16 protein-coding genes and 2 tRNA genes are annotated in these 16636 nt (G+C 68.3%); 13 read left to right on the top strand and 5 right to left on the bottom strand.

Features of this window, described 5'->3' with window-relative positions:
- Positions 1 to 720 carry a hypothetical protein gene (locus AB0K10_RS32830; protein ID WP_363690060.1) on the bottom strand — a complete coding sequence of 240 codons (720 nt, stop codon included), beginning with the start codon at positions 718 to 720 and terminating at the stop codon, positions 1 to 3.
- A gap of 9 nt (positions 721 to 729) precedes the next feature.
- Positions 730 to 1023, bottom strand: coding sequence for a hypothetical protein (locus tag AB0K10_RS32825; RefSeq protein ID WP_363690058.1), 294 nt, complete (start codon positions 1021 to 1023; stop codon positions 730 to 732).
- Positions 1024 to 1082: 59 nt separating this feature from the next.
- Here AB0K10_RS32825 and AB0K10_RS32820 point away from each other — a divergent pair, with 59 nt between their 5' ends.
- The 6 genes from AB0K10_RS32820 to AB0K10_RS32795 all read left to right on the top strand — a co-directional run bounded on the left by AB0K10_RS32820 (position 1083) and on the right by AB0K10_RS32795 (position 8435).
- Complete coding sequence (locus tag AB0K10_RS32820; RefSeq protein ID WP_363690056.1) at positions 1083 to 1952, top strand: hypothetical protein; 870 nt, start codon at positions 1083 to 1085, stop codon at positions 1950 to 1952.
- Positions 1953 to 2018: 66 nt separating this feature from the next.
- Entirely contained in the window at positions 2019 to 2354 is a 336-nt protein-coding gene (locus AB0K10_RS32815) for a WXG100 family type VII secretion target (RefSeq protein WP_363690054.1), read from the top strand.
- A gap of 18 nt (positions 2355 to 2372) precedes the next feature.
- Complete coding sequence (locus tag AB0K10_RS32810; protein ID WP_167517511.1) at positions 2373 to 2666, top strand: WXG100 family type VII secretion target; 294 nt, start codon at positions 2373 to 2375, stop codon at positions 2664 to 2666.
- A gap of 79 nt (positions 2667 to 2745) precedes the next feature.
- Entirely contained in the window at positions 2746 to 3189 is a 444-nt protein-coding gene (locus tag AB0K10_RS32805; protein WP_363690052.1) for a hypothetical protein, read from the top strand.
- 422 nt (positions 3190 to 3611) lie between these two features.
- Positions 3612 to 7958, top strand: coding sequence for a DUF6531 domain-containing protein (locus tag AB0K10_RS32800; protein ID WP_363690050.1), 4347 nt, complete (start codon positions 3612 to 3614; stop codon positions 7956 to 7958).
- A gap of 15 nt (positions 7959 to 7973) precedes the next feature.
- Entirely contained in the window at positions 7974 to 8435 is a 462-nt protein-coding gene (locus tag AB0K10_RS32795; protein WP_363690048.1) for a hypothetical protein, read from the top strand.
- Between the two features lie 196 nt (positions 8436 to 8631).
- Here the strand turns inward: AB0K10_RS32795 and AB0K10_RS32790 are convergent.
- A tRNA-Gly gene (locus tag AB0K10_RS32790) sits at positions 8632 to 8705 on the bottom strand.
- Positions 8706 to 8928: 223 nt separating this feature from the next.
- On the opposite strand from AB0K10_RS32790, the gene AB0K10_RS32785 reads away from it, so the two are divergent.
- From AB0K10_RS32785 to clpX, 5 genes are all read left to right on the top strand, one after another.
- A tRNA-Pro gene (locus AB0K10_RS32785) sits at positions 8929 to 9002 on the top strand.
- Between the two features lie 117 nt (positions 9003 to 9119).
- A complete protein-coding gene (gene tig / locus AB0K10_RS32780; RefSeq protein WP_363690046.1) occupies positions 9120 to 10466 on the top strand; it encodes a trigger factor in 1347 nt (448 codons plus the stop codon).
- A gap of 221 nt (positions 10467 to 10687) precedes the next feature.
- A complete protein-coding gene (locus AB0K10_RS32775) occupies positions 10688 to 11329 on the top strand; it encodes an ATP-dependent Clp protease proteolytic subunit (protein ID WP_007464111.1) in 642 nt (213 codons plus the stop codon).
- Between the two features lie 10 nt (positions 11330 to 11339).
- Positions 11340 to 12002, top strand: coding sequence for an ATP-dependent Clp protease proteolytic subunit (locus tag AB0K10_RS32770; RefSeq protein WP_007464109.1), 663 nt, complete (start codon positions 11340 to 11342; stop codon positions 12000 to 12002).
- 210 nt (positions 12003 to 12212) lie between these two features.
- Positions 12213 to 13508 carry an ATP-dependent Clp protease ATP-binding subunit ClpX gene (clpX, locus tag AB0K10_RS32765; RefSeq protein WP_007464107.1) on the top strand — a complete coding sequence of 432 codons (1296 nt, stop codon included), beginning with the start codon at positions 12213 to 12215 and terminating at the stop codon, positions 13506 to 13508.
- Positions 13509 to 13535: 27 nt separating this feature from the next.
- On the opposite strand, the gene AB0K10_RS32760 is transcribed toward clpX, so the two are convergent.
- On the bottom strand, positions 13536 to 14156 hold the full coding sequence (locus tag AB0K10_RS32760; protein WP_363690043.1) for an XRE family transcriptional regulator: 621 nt from the start codon (positions 14154 to 14156) through the stop codon (positions 13536 to 13538).
- A gap of 41 nt (positions 14157 to 14197) precedes the next feature.
- On the opposite strand from AB0K10_RS32760, the gene AB0K10_RS32755 reads away from it, so the two are divergent.
- Complete coding sequence (locus AB0K10_RS32755; RefSeq protein WP_363690041.1) at positions 14198 to 15031, top strand: EamA family transporter; 834 nt, start codon at positions 14198 to 14200, stop codon at positions 15029 to 15031.
- 39 nt (positions 15032 to 15070) lie between these two features.
- Positions 15071 to 15868: a carbon-nitrogen hydrolase family protein gene (locus AB0K10_RS32750; RefSeq protein WP_363690039.1), complete on the top strand. Its 798-nt coding sequence runs from the start codon at positions 15071 to 15073 to the stop codon at positions 15866 to 15868.
- 4 nt (positions 15869 to 15872) lie between these two features.
- On the opposite strand, the gene AB0K10_RS32745 is transcribed toward AB0K10_RS32750, so the two are convergent.
- The gene (locus AB0K10_RS32745; RefSeq protein WP_363690037.1) at positions 15873 to 16097 is read right to left on the bottom strand and encodes a hypothetical protein; all 225 of its coding nucleotides are present in this window, start codon (positions 16095 to 16097) and stop codon (positions 15873 to 15875) included.
- Positions 16098 to 16636 lie beyond the last annotated feature (539 nt).

The raw sequence follows: 16636 nt of genomic DNA, 5'->3' as shown, positions 1-16636 counted from the left end.
TCAGTCATGCTCGCCGTCTCGTTGGGTCTCGTGGCCCCGTTCGGCCTCGTGGTCTCGTCGCGCCTCGTGGGCCGCTGCCACGTCGGCCGGGTCGGCGGGGGTGATGCTCTGGGCCACCGCGACGATCACGTCGGTGAGCATCTGCTCCAGCTCGGGATGTGGCGTCGCGGCGCTCAGCACGGCCGTCCAGGTGGTGCCGGACAACGGCAGGAAGAGTTGCAGCACCGTCGAACGGACCCGGGTCAGCCCGCCCGGTGGGACCGTGGAGGCGACGTCGCGGTGCAGGATGCCCGGCCCGAGGGGGGTGTCGACCTCCTCCGCCGTGCCGGTGCGCGGCAGTGTCTGCCGGACCAGCGCGAGGCCTGCCGGCTGCGGCGCGGAGTCGAACCAGCCCAGGTGCAGCCCGGCGCTGCCGACCGCGCCGGTGGACATCCGGCCCAGCCGCACCAGGCTCAACGCGGTGCCGGCCCGTTGACAGTCGGCGACGAGCTGCTCGACGAACTGGAGCACCCCGCGACGCTCGGCAGCGCGTAGCCGCTGCCCGAAGAACCGGTCGTCGACCATCCGGGCGGCGCTGCGCTGCCAGGACTCCGGGTTGGTGTCGAGCAACGCCCAGTCCGAGGGAACCCCGATGAACCACGGAAAATCCGGATGCGGCGCATGCGGATTGAGTTTCAGGTCGTGGGAGGGCAGCGGGTCGAGCATGGAAACGTCGCTCACGCCGCGCCCCTACGATTCGCTCGGGCGCAGCGCCGCGGCGGTCTGGCTGTCGAAGTCGGCGACCATCTTGCCGATCGCGCTGGAGAGCCCACCCCACTCACCGATGTTGTTCATCAACTCGAGAAGGCTGGTCTTCCACTCGTCGCGGAAATCGGAGATCGCGCCCTGGATATCGGAATGATCATCGCTGAGACCGGCGCAGTCGACCACCCCACGGTGGTCCGTCTCCAGCTGATCGGCAAGGGTGGTGAGATTTCCGCCTAGGCTGACCAGCGTCGCATAAGGATACTGAACGTACGTCATCCTGCCTCCCCGTCATCGCCCAGTAAGGCTAACAACTCACGTCTATACCGGAGAACCCGATGACCGAGTACCGACATGTCGGCCGAACGATGGTGCGAGCCCTCGACCCCCGCATCACCGCACAGGTGCGCGCCGAGCGGGAGCGCGCGGAAATCCTCTCCGCCCGGCTCAGTCCGGGGACGATCGCCGTGGTCGGGCCGGGTTCCGGCACCGGCCGTTCGACGGTGGCGGCCCTGGTGACCTCGGCATTGGCCCGGTACCAGGCCGCCGCGGTTCTCGCCGTGGACACCGGCCACGGTGGTGGCCTGCACGGCCGGCTGGCGATCCGGTCCGCCGGTTCCACAGACGCGGTGTTGACCGGTCTCGGTCTGCGGGGCGTCGCCGTGGGCCGCCGGCCGGCGGTGGGTCACCGGTGGCTGCGCGAGCGCCTCGCGCTGGCCGAGCGGGCGATGTTGCTGGCCGGCCCGCCGGGCGGCGTCGAGTCACCGGTGACGGCGGCCGAGTACGGCACGGTCTCGGCCACCCTCAGCCGCTGGTTTCCCGTGCGGGTCGTCGACACCCCGCCGCTGACCGGTGATCCGGTCGTACCGGCGGTGCTGACCCGGGCGGACCGGGTGGTGCTCGTCGCCCCGAGCGACGAGCGTGGCCCTCGGTGGCTCGCCGACTGCCGGTCCTGGATTGCCCCGCTGCTGCGTGAGCCGTTCGACCGGGTGGGCCTGCAGGTGCTGGTCCGCCGCGATGCGCAGCCACCCGTCGCCACGACCGTGCCGTCGTCGGCCGAATCCGGTGGCGTCGCGACAGTCGTTCTGCCGTTCGACCCGGCACTACGGGCCGACGGCGCACTGCGCTGGGCCGATCTGACGCCTGGAACCGAGAAGATCGTTCTCGACATGGCCGCGCACATTGTGCGAGATATGCGACTGGGGTAACACCGGAACGTTGTTGCGGGTCTATGTTCGAATGACTGTGGGTCGAGTTCACGGGAGGGGCTTCGGATGGGTGCGAAGTTTTCGATCACCGACAATGCCGTCAACCAGCATTCGTCAAATCTGGACACTTCGGTCGCCGCGTTGAACAGCCAGGCGAGCTCGTTCATCAGCGCGATCGAGCCGTTGCCGGCGGTCTGGAAGGGCGCCGCGTTCCAAAGCTGGGACCAGCTGACGCAGCGGTGGAACACCGCGATGGCCGATCTCAACAAGGCACTGACGGACATCACCAGCCGAGTGGGCTCGGCCGGGCAGCTCTACGACACCTACCACTCGGAGCAGACCAGCCAGTTGCAGTCGACCATGGGGTCGTCCAACTGGGATGGCGCGAAGTTCCGGGGCTGACGAGAGGCTACGGGGATCATGGGTGACGTCTTCAGCTACGACGAGTCGACCGCTGGGTCGGCGCAGGGCGACATCGCTTCGGTCGCCAACGGGGTCCAGGCAAGCCTCGATGATCTGACCAACTTCGTCACCCGGGTGAAAGCCAACTGGGAGGGCGACGAGATGGAGATCTACAACGGCATCCAGACGCAGTGGAACACCGCTGCGGACACCGTGAAGCAGATCCTCGACTCGGTGAAGCAGGCCCTGGGTCAGACCACCACGTCCGTGCAGGAGATGCGCGGCCAGGTGCGGGGGACTCTGCAGGGCTGATCCATTCACGCGGCCGTGTCCGGGCGTCGATCGGTGTCCGGGCGCGTCGCCGTGGCGGTACGGGGCGCCGGACGAGCAGATGTTCCGGGTCGGCGCTTACCCGAAGCTGACCCCTTCGTTCGTTGAGAGGGGAGCACCTGCTGTGCGCCCTACTGTTGTGCTCCTGACTCCCACCAGCAGCGGCAAGGAATTGGCGGATCGGCTGCGGAGGGCCGGCGCGTACCAGGAGGGAGAGTTGTTCGATTACCTTGATCGGGAAACGTGCCGTTTTGGGCTGGATTTCTCCGGGGACGTGATCCAAGATCTCGATGAGGAAGATATCGATCGGATCCGGGGTGAGCTCGGCGATTTCAGCGCTATTACTGTCGAATATTCCGACATCTCGTGCATCCGTGATCTCCTCCATGACGTCACCCAGGGCATCGATGGGTTGATCGACACGAACTACGGCGAGATCCTGAGTTGGGCCGAAGTTCTTCAACGGTTGGATGCCGATCCCTCCTGGGACTGGCGAAGCTGCTAACCGTCAGCTTCCGAGTCGTTTCGTGAGTTCTGCCGGCCAGCCCTCTGCGCTGGCGCGATCGGCGATGGGGAGTCTCGCCGACGTTCGCGATGCGGCCACCCGGGTGATCGACCTGGCTGGCCGCGTCCACACCGAGTTGGTCGGCCCGGACGGCGAGGTCGCCTGGCAACATCCGCGCACTCGGCGTGGCCCCCCGGGTCCAGTCTTCGCTATGTCGATTGGCGTGCCGGCGCGATTGCTCAGATGGTGCGAGATGCGACCGAAGCATGGGCGGAATTCGTTGCATGTCTATGTTCGAATGACTGTGGAACGACCGCACCCGTGCTGCGTGGTGCCGGGCGGGTAGTTGCCTCCCGCGCTGCGGCGTCTTGCGGGTTGCGGATACGGGCTTGTTGGCGTGGACACGGGGAGGTCCGGGCGGCATGGCGGAGTTTCCGGCGCATCTGTTTCGGATGGAAGGCGACCCGTCGGCGATTCGGTCGTCGGCGGTGCGGTGGCAGGGTTTCGGCTCGGCGGCGACGCAGGCTGCGGGTCAGATCACCGGCTTGGACACGAGTCAGTTCGTGGGGCCGGAGGCCGATCTGTTTCGGGAGGGCCTGAACGCGCAGATGCCGGATCATCTGCGGATTACCGGTGATGCGTTCGGCAGGGTGTCGAGCGGGTTGACGGCGTTCGCAGCCTCGCTGTCGTCGTTGCAGGATCGGATGCGTCCGTTGGCGCAGCGTGCTCCGGGTTTGTGGGCGGCGTTGCAGGCCGCGCGGGGGCGGGCGGATCGGGCGGAGCAGGCTGACAAGCGTCATGAGCGGGAGGTTGCCGACCGGCCGGCGGGCGAGGCTGCTGCCGAGCCGGACACGTACCGGTCGGACAGTGGTGCGGCGGGTTCGGCGTTGTCGCAGGCGCAGCGGGACTGGGATGAGTGCGTGGCCCAGGCGGGCACCCTGCGGGGTGAGTTGGCCACGGCGGTGCGCGACTGCGTGCGGGTCGTGAACGACGCCAAGGGTTTGCGTTTCAAGGAGAATCCGAAGTGGTGGGATCTGAAGGGTCAGTTCACCAACTTCGTGCGCGATAATCAGGAGCTGCTGGCGCAGCTTTCCGGCGCTTTGAAGATCGTCTCGCTGGTTGCCGGTTTGTTGTCCTTCATTCCGATCCTAGCGCCGATCACGGGACCGATCGCGATCGCCGCGGGTGCGGCGGCTCTGCTGATCGACGCGTCGCTCTATGCGGCGACGGGTAAGGGCAGTCTGACCAATCTGTTGATCGATACGGTGTTGACGGTCGTGCCTATCGGTCGTTTGGCCAAGTTGGCCAAGCCCGCCCTGGCCCTGGCCAAGCGGGGGCTGCCGGCGCTCGCGAGGGGTTTGACCAAGGCGCGTGCGGCGCTCCCGAACCTGCCCCGTCCGAGTATTCCCTTCGGCGCGCGCAAGGTTGCTGCCGATCCGATCGACGTGGCCAGCGGCGAGGTGGTGCTGACCCAGACCGACGTCGAGTTGCCCGGTCTGCTCCCTCTACTGCTGTCTCGTAGTCACCTGTCGTCGTACCGGGTGGGTCGGTGGTTCGGGCCGTCCTGGGCGTCGACTCTGGACCAGCGTGTCGAGGTCGACGACGAGGGGGTCTGCTTCGTCGCCGAGGACGGCATGGTCCTCACCTACCCGACGCCCGTGGACGGCGGGCAGGCTTTGCCGGAGACAGGTCCCCGCTGGCCGCTCACACCGACGGCTGACGGATACCGGGTCGACCAGCCCGAGACCGGTCGGACCCTGCACTTCCGGCAGGTGCCCGACCTTCCGGAGCCGGAGGGCGACGGCAGTCCCGTACGGGTGCTGCCCCTGGATGCCGTCACCGACCGCAACGGTCACCGCATCGGGCTGGAGTGGAGCGACGGCGCGGTCACCGAGATCCGGCACAGCGGCGGGTACCGGATCGCGGTGGACACCCTGCACGGACAGGTGGCGGCGCTGAGCCTGCTCGACGCCGACCCCTCCTGTGACGCACGGACCCTCGTGCGGTTCACCTATGACGACGATGGCCACCTCGCCGAGGTGATCAACGGTTCGGGGCTTCCGCTGCGGTTCGCCTATGACGACGACGGTCGGTTGACCCGCTGGCAGGACCGCAACGAGCAGGAGTATCACTACACCTACGACGAGCAGGGACGCTGCGTGGCCGCCGCCGGCTCCGGCGGCTACGTGTCGGCGCAGTTGCGCTACGACCCGGCCGAGCGCAGGACCGCGGTGGTCGACTCGCTCGGCTCCACCACGACCTACGAGCTGACCGAACGCGGCCAGGTCCACCGAGTCACTGATCCACTCGGCAACGCCACGGCCTTCACCTGGGACAGCTTCGACCGGAAGCTGACCGAGACCGATGCTCTCGGCCGCACGACTCGTTGGTCCTACGATGACGACGGCAACCTGGTTGAGGTCACCCGCCCGGACGGTGCGCGGGCGACTGCCACGTACACCGATCTGCGTCAGCCGGCCGTCGTCACCGACGTCAACGGATCAATCTGGCTGCGCTCCTACGACGAGCGCGGCAACCTGACCATGGTCACCGACCCGATCGGCGCTGTCACCCGCTACCGGTACGACGAAGCCGGGCACCTCACCGAGGTGACCGACGCGCTCAACGACACCCTCCTGGTGACGACCGATGCGTCTGGGCTTATCAGCCGGGCCACTGAGCCGACCGGCGCGGTGACGAGTTACCGGCGGGACTCGGCCGGACGCCCCACCGAGGTGACCGACCCGGTCGGCGGCACAACCCGTTTCGGCTGGACCGTCGAGGGCCGTCTCGCCTGGCTACGAGCCCCGGACGGGACGAGCGAGGAGTGGACCTACGACCCGGAAGGCAATCTGGTCACCCACACCGACCAGACCGGGGCGACCACCGAGTTCGAGATCGGGCCCTTCGACCTGCCGGTGGCGCGCACCGGGCCGGACGGCGCGCGGCTGTCCTTCGCCTACGACACCGAGTTGCGGCTCACCACTGTCACCAATGCGCAGGGGCTGACCTGGCGCTACGACTATGACCCGGCTGGTCGGCTGATTGCCGAGACCGACTTCAACGGCAGGACCCAGACCTACGGGTACGACGCCACCGGTCAGCTCGTGGCCCGCACCAACGGCGCCGGGCAGAGCACCGAGTGGGTCCGCGACCTGCTGGGTGACGTCGTGGAGAAGCGCACAGTCGAGGGCGTCACCACCTTCGCGTACGACCTGACGGGCCAGCTGCTGCGCGCCAGCTCACCCGACGCCGACCTTCGGTTCGAGCGGGACCCGCTGGGTCGGGTGCTCGCCGAGATCCGGGATGGCCAGGTGCTCAGCTGCTCCTACGACGTGCTCGGCCGGCGAACGCACCGGCGTACGCCATCGGGAGTGGAGAGCGTCTGGGAGTACGACGCTGGGGACCGGCCGGTGGCCCTGCGCACCGGCACCGCGACGGTGGGTTTCACTCACGACGCGGCCGGGCGGGAAACCCGACGGACGGTCGGCGCTCTCGCCCTGACCCAGAGTTGGGACGCCAACCACCGGCTGCTCTCGCAGATCCTCACCGCCGCTCCTGCGGGACCAGCCGCGGTGCCGGACCTGGTCGCTCACCGCGCCTACCGGTATCGGGCCGACGGCTATCTGACCGACATCGCCGACCAGCTCACCGGTGAGCGTCGGCTGGAGCTGGACCGGGCCGGCCGCATCACCTCCGTTCGGGCCGGTGACTGGACCGAGTCGTATGCGTACGACGACGCCGGCGCCATCGCCACCGCAAGCTGGCCCGGGTCGGATGACAGTGGCTCGGGAGGGAGCGGGCGGGACTACACAGGCACTCTCATCCTTCGGGCCGGGAATGTGCGCTACGAGTACGACGCGGCCGGCAGGATGACGCTGCGGCAGCGCAGGGAACGCTCGACGAAGCCGTCCACCTGGCGTTACACCTGGGACAGCGACGACCGGTTGACCGGCGTGACCACGCCGGACGGCACCCGCTGGCGCTACCGCTACGACGCGCTCGGCCGTCGTGTCGCCAAGCAACGCCTCGACGCCAACGGAGGCCTGGCTGAGCAGGTCGACTTCGTCTGGGACGGCCCGCGACTGATCGAGCAGACCCGCCGCGGCGAGGACGGCGGCCGGACCAGCACCTGGGAGTACGCCCCCGGCACGAGCACGCCGATCAGCCAGACCGAGGGGCAGGCCGATCAGGCTGAGGTGGACCGGCGGTTCTACGCGATCGTGACCGACCTGGTCGGCACGCCCACCGAGCTGGTCAGCCCGGCCGGTGACGTCGCCTGGCAGCAGCGGACGACCATCTGGGGTGTTCCGACCCACGTCAGCAGCGCCGGGGTGGACTGCCCGCTGCGCTTTCCCGGTCAGGTCCACGACCCGGAAACCGGCGCTTCGTACAACTATCACCGCTACTACGATCCGCACACCGCCCGCTACGCCTCCGCTGACCCTCTCGGTCAGCAAGCAGCGCCTGATCCGCATGCGTACGTGCCGAATCCGACGTATGAGATCGACCCTCTCGGTCTGGCTCCCTGCACGCCGAACATATTCGCAAAGTTCGGAAAGTGGATCAATGGGGGCAACAACTTCATCCGTGTCGGCCGGATCATTCCCGGCACGCCGGTGCGGGTGTCGCTGGGGCCTGCCCCCAAGCACTACAAGAAGTTGGGTCCTCTGGGTAAGGCTCTGTCACCCATCCATCTCCACCTCGAGCTGCGCAAAGTCGGTATTGACCTGAATTGGTTCGGCAAATCTTATTACAAGAGTTGGTAGCTGATGGCTCAGAAGATGGACAGCGAGATTGATCTCGTGATGGCACGGCTCAGCCAACGCGGCTTCGACGTCAACCTCGATGCCGGAGGCGAGGTGCGCTCGTACCGGGTCTCGGGGAAGCTCTTCCACCTGCGGGTGGGCGTCGGCCCGACCGGCATCCTGCTCGAGTTCGTCGTCGACCGCGACGGGGAGTCACCCGAGCTCCGGTACAGCATCGACACCGACCTCTACGACATCTCTGATCCGCGGCAGCGGTGGTTCGCGGACGAGGTCCAGCACGACATCGCGTCCTTCCTTGATGCGCTGGGAAACGGAAGCCTCAAGGTGAGTCGTGGGCGGAACAGGACGGTGATCGCCTTTCCCCACGAGGGAAAATATCTGCGGGTGGAGCGGGGGCGCGTATTCACCCGTCAGCGTGAGTACGAACGTGCGGCGGACGCGGAAGCCGATGGCCAATTCCAGCCCTTTGGAGCGTGACCAGCAGTCCGGTCGGTGCCGGAGGCTGCTTGTTCGGTGTCGCCGGCTCGACGCCGGGCACCCCGAGATCGCTCAGGCGATGGACACCTCGCCGGAAGTGGTCGACGGCGGCTGTGGATGGCACGCAACATCCAGAGCAGGGGAGGCAAACCCGCCCAGGCAGCGAGATCATGCGGTCCACCTGGGCCTTCGAGGGTGGAGCGGGCGACGAGAATCGAACTCGCGTAGTCAGTTTGGAAGACTGAAGCTCTACCATTGAGCTACGCCCGCGCTCGCCCCGCCGAAACGGGACGCGCCGACAGCTTACCCAATGCCCGTGTCCGATGCACAGCCGCGCCACCCGCCCCGCGGCGCCGCAGGCCCTCGCACCGCGCGCGAGCCGCGCAGGTGCCGGACTGGGAGACCGTTCTGGGGTCTTTCGGATGACTTGTCCGGGTGGGGGACGCCCCGGCACTGCCTGGGGCGCGGCGACGGCATAGACTGCACGTCGCCACGGGGTGTGGCGCAGCTTGGTAGCGCACTCGCTTTGGGAGCGAGGGGCCGTGGGTTCAAATCCCGCCACCCCGACTGTCGTGAGTGCCCGGGTCGCCCCGGGCACTAGCAGCCGGCCGTGTCGGCTCGCCTACACTCGATGGGCCAATCGAAGGCCCAGAATCAAACCCAGATCCGTCAAGGAGTACGCCTGTGAAGAGCACCGTCGAGACTCTGAGCCCGACGCGCGTGCGGCTCGCCATCGAGGTGCCGTTCGTCGAGCTCGAGCCGAGCCTCAAGAAGGCGTACCGGGAGATCGGTTCGCAGGTCCAGGTCCCGGGCTTCCGCCGGGGCAAGGTGCCGACCGCGGTGATCGACCAGCGGGTGGGCCGGGGGACCGTCCTCAACGAGGCGGTCCAGGACGCCATCCCGGAGAACATCCTCGCCGCGGTGCGCGAGCACGACCTGAAGACGCTGGGGCGTCCGGAGGTCGAGATCACCGAGTTCAACGACGGTGACTCGCTGAACTTCACCGCCGAGGTCGACGTCCGTCCGGAGATCACGCTGCCCGACGCGTCCACCATCGAGGTGACGGTCGACGAGCTGCAGATCGACGACAGCGAGATCGACGAGCAGGTGAAGAACCTGCGGGAGCGGTTCGCCACCCTCAAGACGGTCGAGCGGGCCGCCGCCGAGGGCGACTACGTGCAGATCGACCTGAACGCCACCGTCGACGGCGAGGACGTGCCGGGCGGCCAGGCGAGCAACATCTCCCACGAGGTGGGCAGCAAGCAGCTCCTGCCGGGCCTGGACGAGGCCGTTGTCGGTCTCGCCGCCGGCGACAGCACCACCTTCACCACCCAGTTGGTTGGCGGCGACTTCGCCGGCCGGGACGCCGACGTGGCGGTGACCGTGCGTACGGTCAAGGAGAAGGAGCTGCCGGAGCTGAACGACGAGTTCGCCCAGATGGCCAGCGAGTTCGACACGATCGAGGAGCTGCGCGGCGACCTGCGGGGGCGGGTCACCCAGGGCAAGCAGGTCGAGCAGATCTACGCCGCCCGGGACAAGGCGCTGGCGCAGCTGGTCGAGGCCGCCGAGGTGCCGGCGCCGGAGGGCGTCGTCCGCGAGGAGGTCGCGAGCCGCAAGCAGGCGATGGTCGACCAGCTGGAGCGGATCGGCGCCTCCCTGGAGGAGTACCTGGCCGCCGAGGAGAAGACCGAGGAGCAGATCGACGCCGAGCTGACCGAGGCGGCGACCGAGGGCGTCAAGGTGCAGCTCCTGCTGGACACGCTCGCCGACGCGGAGGACGTCCAGGTCTCCGACGACGAGTTCGGTCACGAGATCGTGCACCGGGCGCAGCGCGCCGGGATGGCCCCGCAGCAGTACTACGACCAGCTGGTGCGCTCCGGCGCTGCCGCCGCGGTCTTCGGCGACGTGCGGCGGGGCAAGGCGCTCGCGGCCGTCATGGAGCGCATCTCGATCAAGGACTCGGCCGGCAACGAGGTCACCCTGGACGCGCTGCGCGCCGCCAACGAGGCGGAGCACAACCACGAGCACTGATCGTCGGGTGGGGCCGCCGTCCGCCGCTGCGCGGTGGGTGGCGGCCACATCCTTTCCGGGTACGCCCGGGCAGCAAGCACTGCCGGGTACGCCCGGAAGCCCCGCGCCGCGGGTGCGCCCGACGCAACTGCGCTGAGAGCGAACAGTGCCCCGACCGGGACTCTGCCGCCCCGCACAGCGGTTAGTGTCGGGAAAGACGGTACGGAGAGCGAAGGGCTGCCATGACCGACATGCACATCCCCAAGAAGTCGCTCCGGGCGATTGACGCGCGCGGTGGCGACTCCATTGGCAACCTCGACGACTCGGTCTACAACCGGTTGCTCAAGGAACGCATCATCTTCCTGGGCAGTGAGGTGACCGACCAGGTCGCCAACCGCATCTGCGCGCAGCTGCTGCTGCTCGCCGCGGAGGACCCGGACCGCGACATCAACCTGTGGATCAACTCGCCGGGTGGCTCGGTCTACTCGGGCATGGCGATCTACGACACCATGCAGTTCATCGACAACGACGTGTCGACAGTGGCGATGGGCATGGCCGCCTCGATGGGTCAGCTGCTGCTCTGCGCGGGCACCAAGGGCAAGCGTTACGCCCTGCCGCACGCTCGGATCATGATGCACCAGCCGTCCGGTGGTCTGGGCGGCACGGCGTCCGACATCGCCATCCAGGCGGAGCAGATGCTCTACACGAAGAGGATGTTCCAGGAGCGCGTGGCGCACCACACCGGCCAGAGCCAGTCGCAGATCGAGGCGGACTCGGACCGGGACCGTTGGTTCACCGCCCAGGAGGCCATGGACTACGGCTTCATCGACAAGGTGATCATCGGGGCCGCCCAGGTTCCGGATGGCGCCGGGACCCTGAGCTGAGGAGCTGACGATGACCGATCTGAGCTTGCCGCCCCAGTTCGCGGCCGTGCACAACCGCTACGTGCTGCCGTCGTTCGTCGAGCGCACGTCGTACGGGGTCAAGGAGTCGAACCCGTACAACAAGCTCTTCGAGGACCGGATCATCTTCCTCGGTGTCCAGGTGGACGACGCGTCGGCAAACGACGTGATGGCCCAGCTGCTGACGCTGGAGGGCACCGATCCGGACCGCGACATCATCATGTACATCAACTCGCCGGGTGGCTCGTTCACCGCGATGACGGCGATCTACGACACCATGCAGTACGTCCGTCCGGACATCCAGACGGTCTGTCTCGGGCAGGCCGCCAGCGCGGCGGCCGTGCTGCTGTCGGCGGGCACCGCGGGTAAGCGGATGGCTCTGCCGAACTCGCGGATCATCATCCACCAGCCGGCCACCGAGGGCGGCTACGGGCAGGGCTCGGACATCGAGATCCAGGCCCGGGAGATCCTGCGGATGCGGACGCAGCTGGAGGACATGCTCTCCCGCCACTGCAACCGCCCGATCGAGCAGGTTCGCAAGGACATCGACCGTGACAAGATCATGACGGCCGAGGAGTCCAAGGAGTACGGGCTGGTCGACACGATCCTGACCAGCCGCAAGAAGGGTCTGCTGGCGACCCACTCCGCCAGCTGAGCAATACCGGGTCAGAGGTTGGCCGGGGTGCCCGTTCCCGGCCGACCTCTGACACACCCGTTTTGGGGGTCGGAGAATGCCCCGGCAGCGGGTAACGTCGGGTCCGTACCGCTTCGCCGGTTGGGCCGGCGAGGGGAACTAAGCCGGGCGGCGCGCAGCGCCCGCAGGTCAGGGCCGGGTCTCCGGCCGATGAGTGCAGGGAGAACGTAGGTGGCACGGATCGGTGACGGCGGCGACCTACTGAAATGCTCCTTCTGCGGTAAGTCGCAGAAGCAGGTCAAGAAGCTCATCGCGGGCCCAGGGGTCTACATCTGCGACGAGTGCATCGATCTCTGTAACGAGATCATCGAAGAGGAGCTGGCCGAGTCCGGCGAGGTGAAGTGGGAAGAGCTTCCCAAGCCGATGGAGATCTGCCAGTTCCTCGACAACTACGTGGTGGGTCAGGATCAGGCCAAGAAGGCGCTCGCCGTCGCGGTCTACAACCATTACAAGCGGATCCAGGCAGAGGCGGCCAACGCGCCGGGCTCCGGCAGTGATGCCGTCGAGCTGGCCAAGTCGAACATCCTGCTGCTCGGCCCGACGGGTTGCGGCAAGACCCACCTCGCACAGACCCTCGCGCGGATGTTGAACGTGCCGTTCGCCATCGCCGACGCCACCGCGCTCACCGAGGCGGGCTATGTCGGCGAGGACGTGGAGAACATCCTCCTCAAGCTGATCCAGGCCGCCGACTACGACATCAAGCGCGCCGAGACCGGCATCATCTACATCGACGAGGTCGACAAGATCGCCCGCAAGTCGGAGAATCCGTCGATCACGCGGGACGTCTCCGGCGAGGGTGTGCAGCAGGCTCTGCTCAAGATGCTGGAAGGCACGGTGGCCAACGTGCCGCCGCAGGGCGGTCGCAAGCACCCGCATCAGGAGTTCATCCAGATCGACACCACGAACGTGCTGTTCATCTGCGGCGGCGCGTTCGCCGGTCTCGATCAGATCATCGAATCCCGCACCGGTCAGGGCGGCACCGGCTTCGGCGCCCGGCTCCGGTCGGTCTCGGACCGGTCGACCGATGACATCTTCAGCCAGGTCATGCCGGAAGACATGCTCAAGTTCGGGCTCATCCCCGAGTTCGTCGGTCGGCTGCCGGTGATCACCAATGTGCGCAGCCTGGACCGCAGCGCGCTCGTGCGAATCCTCACCGAGCCCCGCAACGCTCTGGTCCGTCAATACCAGCGCCTGTTCGAGCTGGACGGCGTCGAGTTGGAGTTCGACGAGCCGGCTCTGGAGGCGATCGCCGATCAGGCCATGCTGCGGGGCACCGGCGCCCGTGGCCTGCGCGCCATCATCGAGGAGGTCCTCCTCTCCGCGATGTACGAGGTGCCGAGCAACCCCGACGCCGCCCGGGTGCTGATCACCCGCGAGGTCGTCCTGGAGAACGTCAACCCGACAATCGTTCCGCGCGAGTTCACCGGGCGTCGGGCCCGGCGGGACCGCGAGGAGAAGTCGGCCTGATCCTCCCCGCGTCACGCCGGCCGTTCACTACTGACGCGGCCGGCGTGACCGTGTTCGGCGGTCCCACTCGCCCGACGGGGTGACAGTCACCATCATCAGCCGGGCTGGCTCTCCGGCGTCGTTGCGGTAGCCGTGCTCCCGGTCTGCGTGGAACTCGATCGTGTCACCGGCCCGGACGGCGTGGTCCTGCCCGTCGACGTGGACGATCACCGCGCCGGTGAGGACGTGCAGCACCTCGCGGGTGCCACGGGGGTGGTCGGCGGAGCGGTGTGCCTCCCCGGGTTCCATCCGCCAGTCCCAGAGCTCGACCAGATCGGGCTCGCCCAGCCCGCTCAACAGGCGGCCGGTGCCGCCGTGTTCGCCCTGCCAGAGCACTGGCGCCTCGGTCGTGGAGCTGATCCGCACCGCCCGCTCCTCGTCCGGTTCGACGAGACGGGCGATGTTGACGCCGAACGCGTCGGCGATCCGGCACAGTGTGCCGACGCTGGGGTTGGTGCGCGCGCCCTCGATCTGCACGAGCATCGCCTTGCTCACCCCGGAGCGGCCGGCCAGTTCCTCGAAGGACCAGCCCCGGGCTGCGCGCAGCTCTCGTACCTGCCGGGCCACGGCGGCGGTCACCGCGCTCACGCGGCCACCTGTGTCGGTCATCAAACTATCCTTTGCGGTCACTATTGTGGTACGACAGTGGCATGCTACCCATTCTCCTGGCAGCGGTTTCCGCGATCGCGTTCGGCACCGCCGACTTCTCCGGCGGCAAGGCGTCCCGTCGTGCGGACCCGATCGCGGTGACAGTGGTCTCCCAGCTGTTGAGCGTCCCACTGCTGGTCGCGCTGGTGCTGGTGGTGCCCGGGACACCGACGGTCGCCGACATCGCCTGGGGGCTGCTCGCCGGGGCGGCCGGCGCCGGCGGCGTCATACTGCTCTACCGAGCCCTCGCCGGCGGAACGATGGCAGTGGTGGCGCCGGTCACCGCGATCACCGCCGCGGTGGTGCCGATCGTCGCGGGCCTGTTCACGTCGAGCTTCCCCGGCGCGCTGGCGCTCACCGGCGCCGGCCTCGCCGTGGTGGCGATCGCCCTGGTGAGCCTGGGCGAAGGGGGCAGCGGTTCGGGTGCTCCCGCGCGGCTGGTGGGTCTGGCCCTCGCCGCCGGCGCGCTCTTCGGCGTCTTCTTCACGCTGCTCGGCCAGGCCAGCGAGAGCGCCGGCATGTGGCCGGTGGCGGCGGTCCGGGCCAGCTCGATCGCCTTCGGCCTCATTCTCGCCGCCGGCACCGGGGTGCGGCTTCGGCTCGACCGGCGGGTGCTGGGCTGGGCAGCCGTCGCCGGTCTGCTCGACAGCGCCGCCAACGCGCTCTTCATGGCGGCCGCCGCGCGGGGTCACCTCAGCATCGTGGCGGCGGTCGCCGCGCTCTACCCCGCCAGCACGGTGCTGCTCGCGCTCGCCGTCGACAGGGAACGCCTGCGGCCGGTCCAGATCGCCGGCCTCGGGTTCGCCGCGGGGGCCCTGGTGCTGGCCAGCATCTGACGCTGTCCGCGTCGGCCGTCCCGGCCGTACTCTGGGCTCATGCGCGTCGCCGTCTGCCAGCTGAACGCCCGGGATGACCGCAAGGCCAACCTGGCCGCCGCCGAGGTGCTGCTGGAACGCGCCGCCGACGGCGGCGCGGACCTGGCCATCCTTCCGGAGTACGTCGACTATCTCGGCCCTGCGGCGGGTCTGCCCGCGCCGGAGCCGGTCGACGGCGAGGTGGGCAGCTTCTTCGCCGGGGTCGCACGGCGGCTGGGCATGTGGGTGCTGGCCGGGTCGTTCCACGAGGCCGGCCCGGACCCGGAGCACACCTGGAACACGTCGCTGGTCTTCGACCGCGCGGGCAGCCTGGCCGGGAGCTACCGCAAGATCCACCTGTACGACGTGGAGATCCCGGGTCGGGTCTCCTACCGGGAATCCGCGAGCGTGGCGCCAGGCGTGCAACCCGTCGTCGTGGACGTGGAGGGTCTCCGGGTCGGGCTGTCGATCTGTTACGACCTGCGCTTCCCCGAGCTGTACCGGCGGCTCGCCACCGAGGGTGACGCCCACCTGTTGGTGGTTCCGGCGGCGTTCATGCTGCACACCGGGCGGGACCACTGGGAGGTCCTGTTGCGGGCACGGGCAATCGAGAACCAGTGTTTCGTGGCGGCGGCCGGCCAGACGGGTGACCACGAGCCCGGCCGCACCTGCTTTGGGCGCAGCATGGTGGTCGACCCGTGGGGGACTGTCCTCACGCAACTCCCGGATGGCCCCGGGGTGGCCGTCGCCGATCTGGACCTCGACCGCCTCGCCGCGATCCGGGCCGAGCTGCCCAGCCTGGCCAACCGCCGGCTCTGAGCGTTCAGCCCTCCAGCAGGACGCCGATCGTCGCAAGACCGGCGATGACGACTGCGGTGACCACCAGAGCGGTGGTCATCCTGGATCTGCCCCGGCGGGCCAGTCTTCCCACCGAGAGCACGAGGACCACCAGCACGACCGCGCCGATCACCAGCTGCCAGAACGGCAGGAGGACGCCGAGCAGCGCTTCCTCGGCAAACACCGTGGCGTCCAGCCCGGACTCATCCATGCCTGACACTCTGGCACGACGGCGCGCGCCGCGTTGCCGACCGCGGCGCAGACCGCGCCGATCCGGTCGCTCGAACCAGTGATGAACCCTGATTTGCCTTCTCCGGGCGGTCCGCGTAACTTTCTCTCTGCACGGGGGAGGCCGGACGAACTGGCCGAGACCGGGCACCAGGATCGTGGCGGGAACGCCGAGCGGGGCTGGGGATCGGGCGGTGCGGAACACTCCGGAAACGGAGTTGCGAACGCGAAGCCGACCGGGTAGAGTTCTGAAGCCGGCAGGAGCCGGGCGGAGAGCCGCGAAGCGGTGATCGGCCGGTCTGCGGCTTCCCACGACAGTAACGACCGCCGGGTACGGCGTGCGTCATCGTGGGTCCGGACGAACCAGATTGATCACCTCGGATACGAGGTTGACAATCAAAGTTCGACCAAGTAGGTTTGAGCGGTTGCCCCGAAACGGGGTTCCACTGATGTGGGGCTTCTGATCGGTGTGTGGTTGTTCTTTGAGAACTCAACAGGGTGCTTGTAAAGCCAGTGCCAATT

The sequence above is a fragment of the Micromonospora sp. NPDC049274 genome (genome assembly GCF_040678875.1).
GTDB lineage: Bacteria > Actinomycetota > Actinomycetes > Mycobacteriales > Micromonosporaceae > Micromonospora.
Note: the sequence above shows the minus strand (reverse complement) of the source record. Positions and strands in the feature narration are given on the sequence as shown.

Bases quoted from the DNA above. Each gene is read 5' to 3' on its own strand.
- AB0K10_RS32815 (WP_363690054.1), top strand. From the start codon at position 2,019: ATGGGTGCGAAGTTTTCGATCACCGACAATGCCGTCAACCAGCATTCG.
- AB0K10_RS32760 (WP_363690043.1), bottom strand. From the start codon at position 14,156: ATGACCGACACAGGTGGCCGCGTGAGCGCGGTGACCGCCGCCGTGGCC.
- AB0K10_RS32810 (WP_167517511.1), top strand. From the start codon at position 2,373: ATGGGTGACGTCTTCAGCTACGACGAGTCGACCGCTGGGTCGGCGCAG.
- AB0K10_RS32770 (WP_007464109.1), top strand. From the start codon at position 11,340: ATGACCGATCTGAGCTTGCCGCCCCAGTTCGCGGCCGTGCACAACCGC.
- AB0K10_RS32800 (WP_363690050.1), top strand. From the start codon at position 3,612: ATGGCGGAGTTTCCGGCGCATCTGTTTCGGATGGAAGGCGACCCGTCG.
- AB0K10_RS32775 (WP_007464111.1), top strand. From the start codon at position 10,688: ATGACCGACATGCACATCCCCAAGAAGTCGCTCCGGGCGATTGACGCG.
- AB0K10_RS32825 (WP_363690058.1), bottom strand. From the start codon at position 1,023: ATGACGTACGTTCAGTATCCTTATGCGACGCTGGTCAGCCTAGGCGGA.
- AB0K10_RS32805 (WP_363690052.1), top strand. From the start codon at position 2,746: ATGTTCCGGGTCGGCGCTTACCCGAAGCTGACCCCTTCGTTCGTTGAG.
- AB0K10_RS32820 (WP_363690056.1), top strand. From the start codon at position 1,083: ATGACCGAGTACCGACATGTCGGCCGAACGATGGTGCGAGCCCTCGAC.
- AB0K10_RS32750 (WP_363690039.1), top strand. From the start codon at position 15,071: ATGCGCGTCGCCGTCTGCCAGCTGAACGCCCGGGATGACCGCAAGGCC.
- AB0K10_RS32755 (WP_363690041.1), top strand. From the start codon at position 14,198: ATGCTACCCATTCTCCTGGCAGCGGTTTCCGCGATCGCGTTCGGCACC.
- AB0K10_RS32795 (WP_363690048.1), top strand. From the start codon at position 7,974: ATGGACAGCGAGATTGATCTCGTGATGGCACGGCTCAGCCAACGCGGC.
- AB0K10_RS32745 (WP_363690037.1), bottom strand. From the start codon at position 16,097: ATGGATGAGTCCGGGCTGGACGCCACGGTGTTTGCCGAGGAAGCGCTG.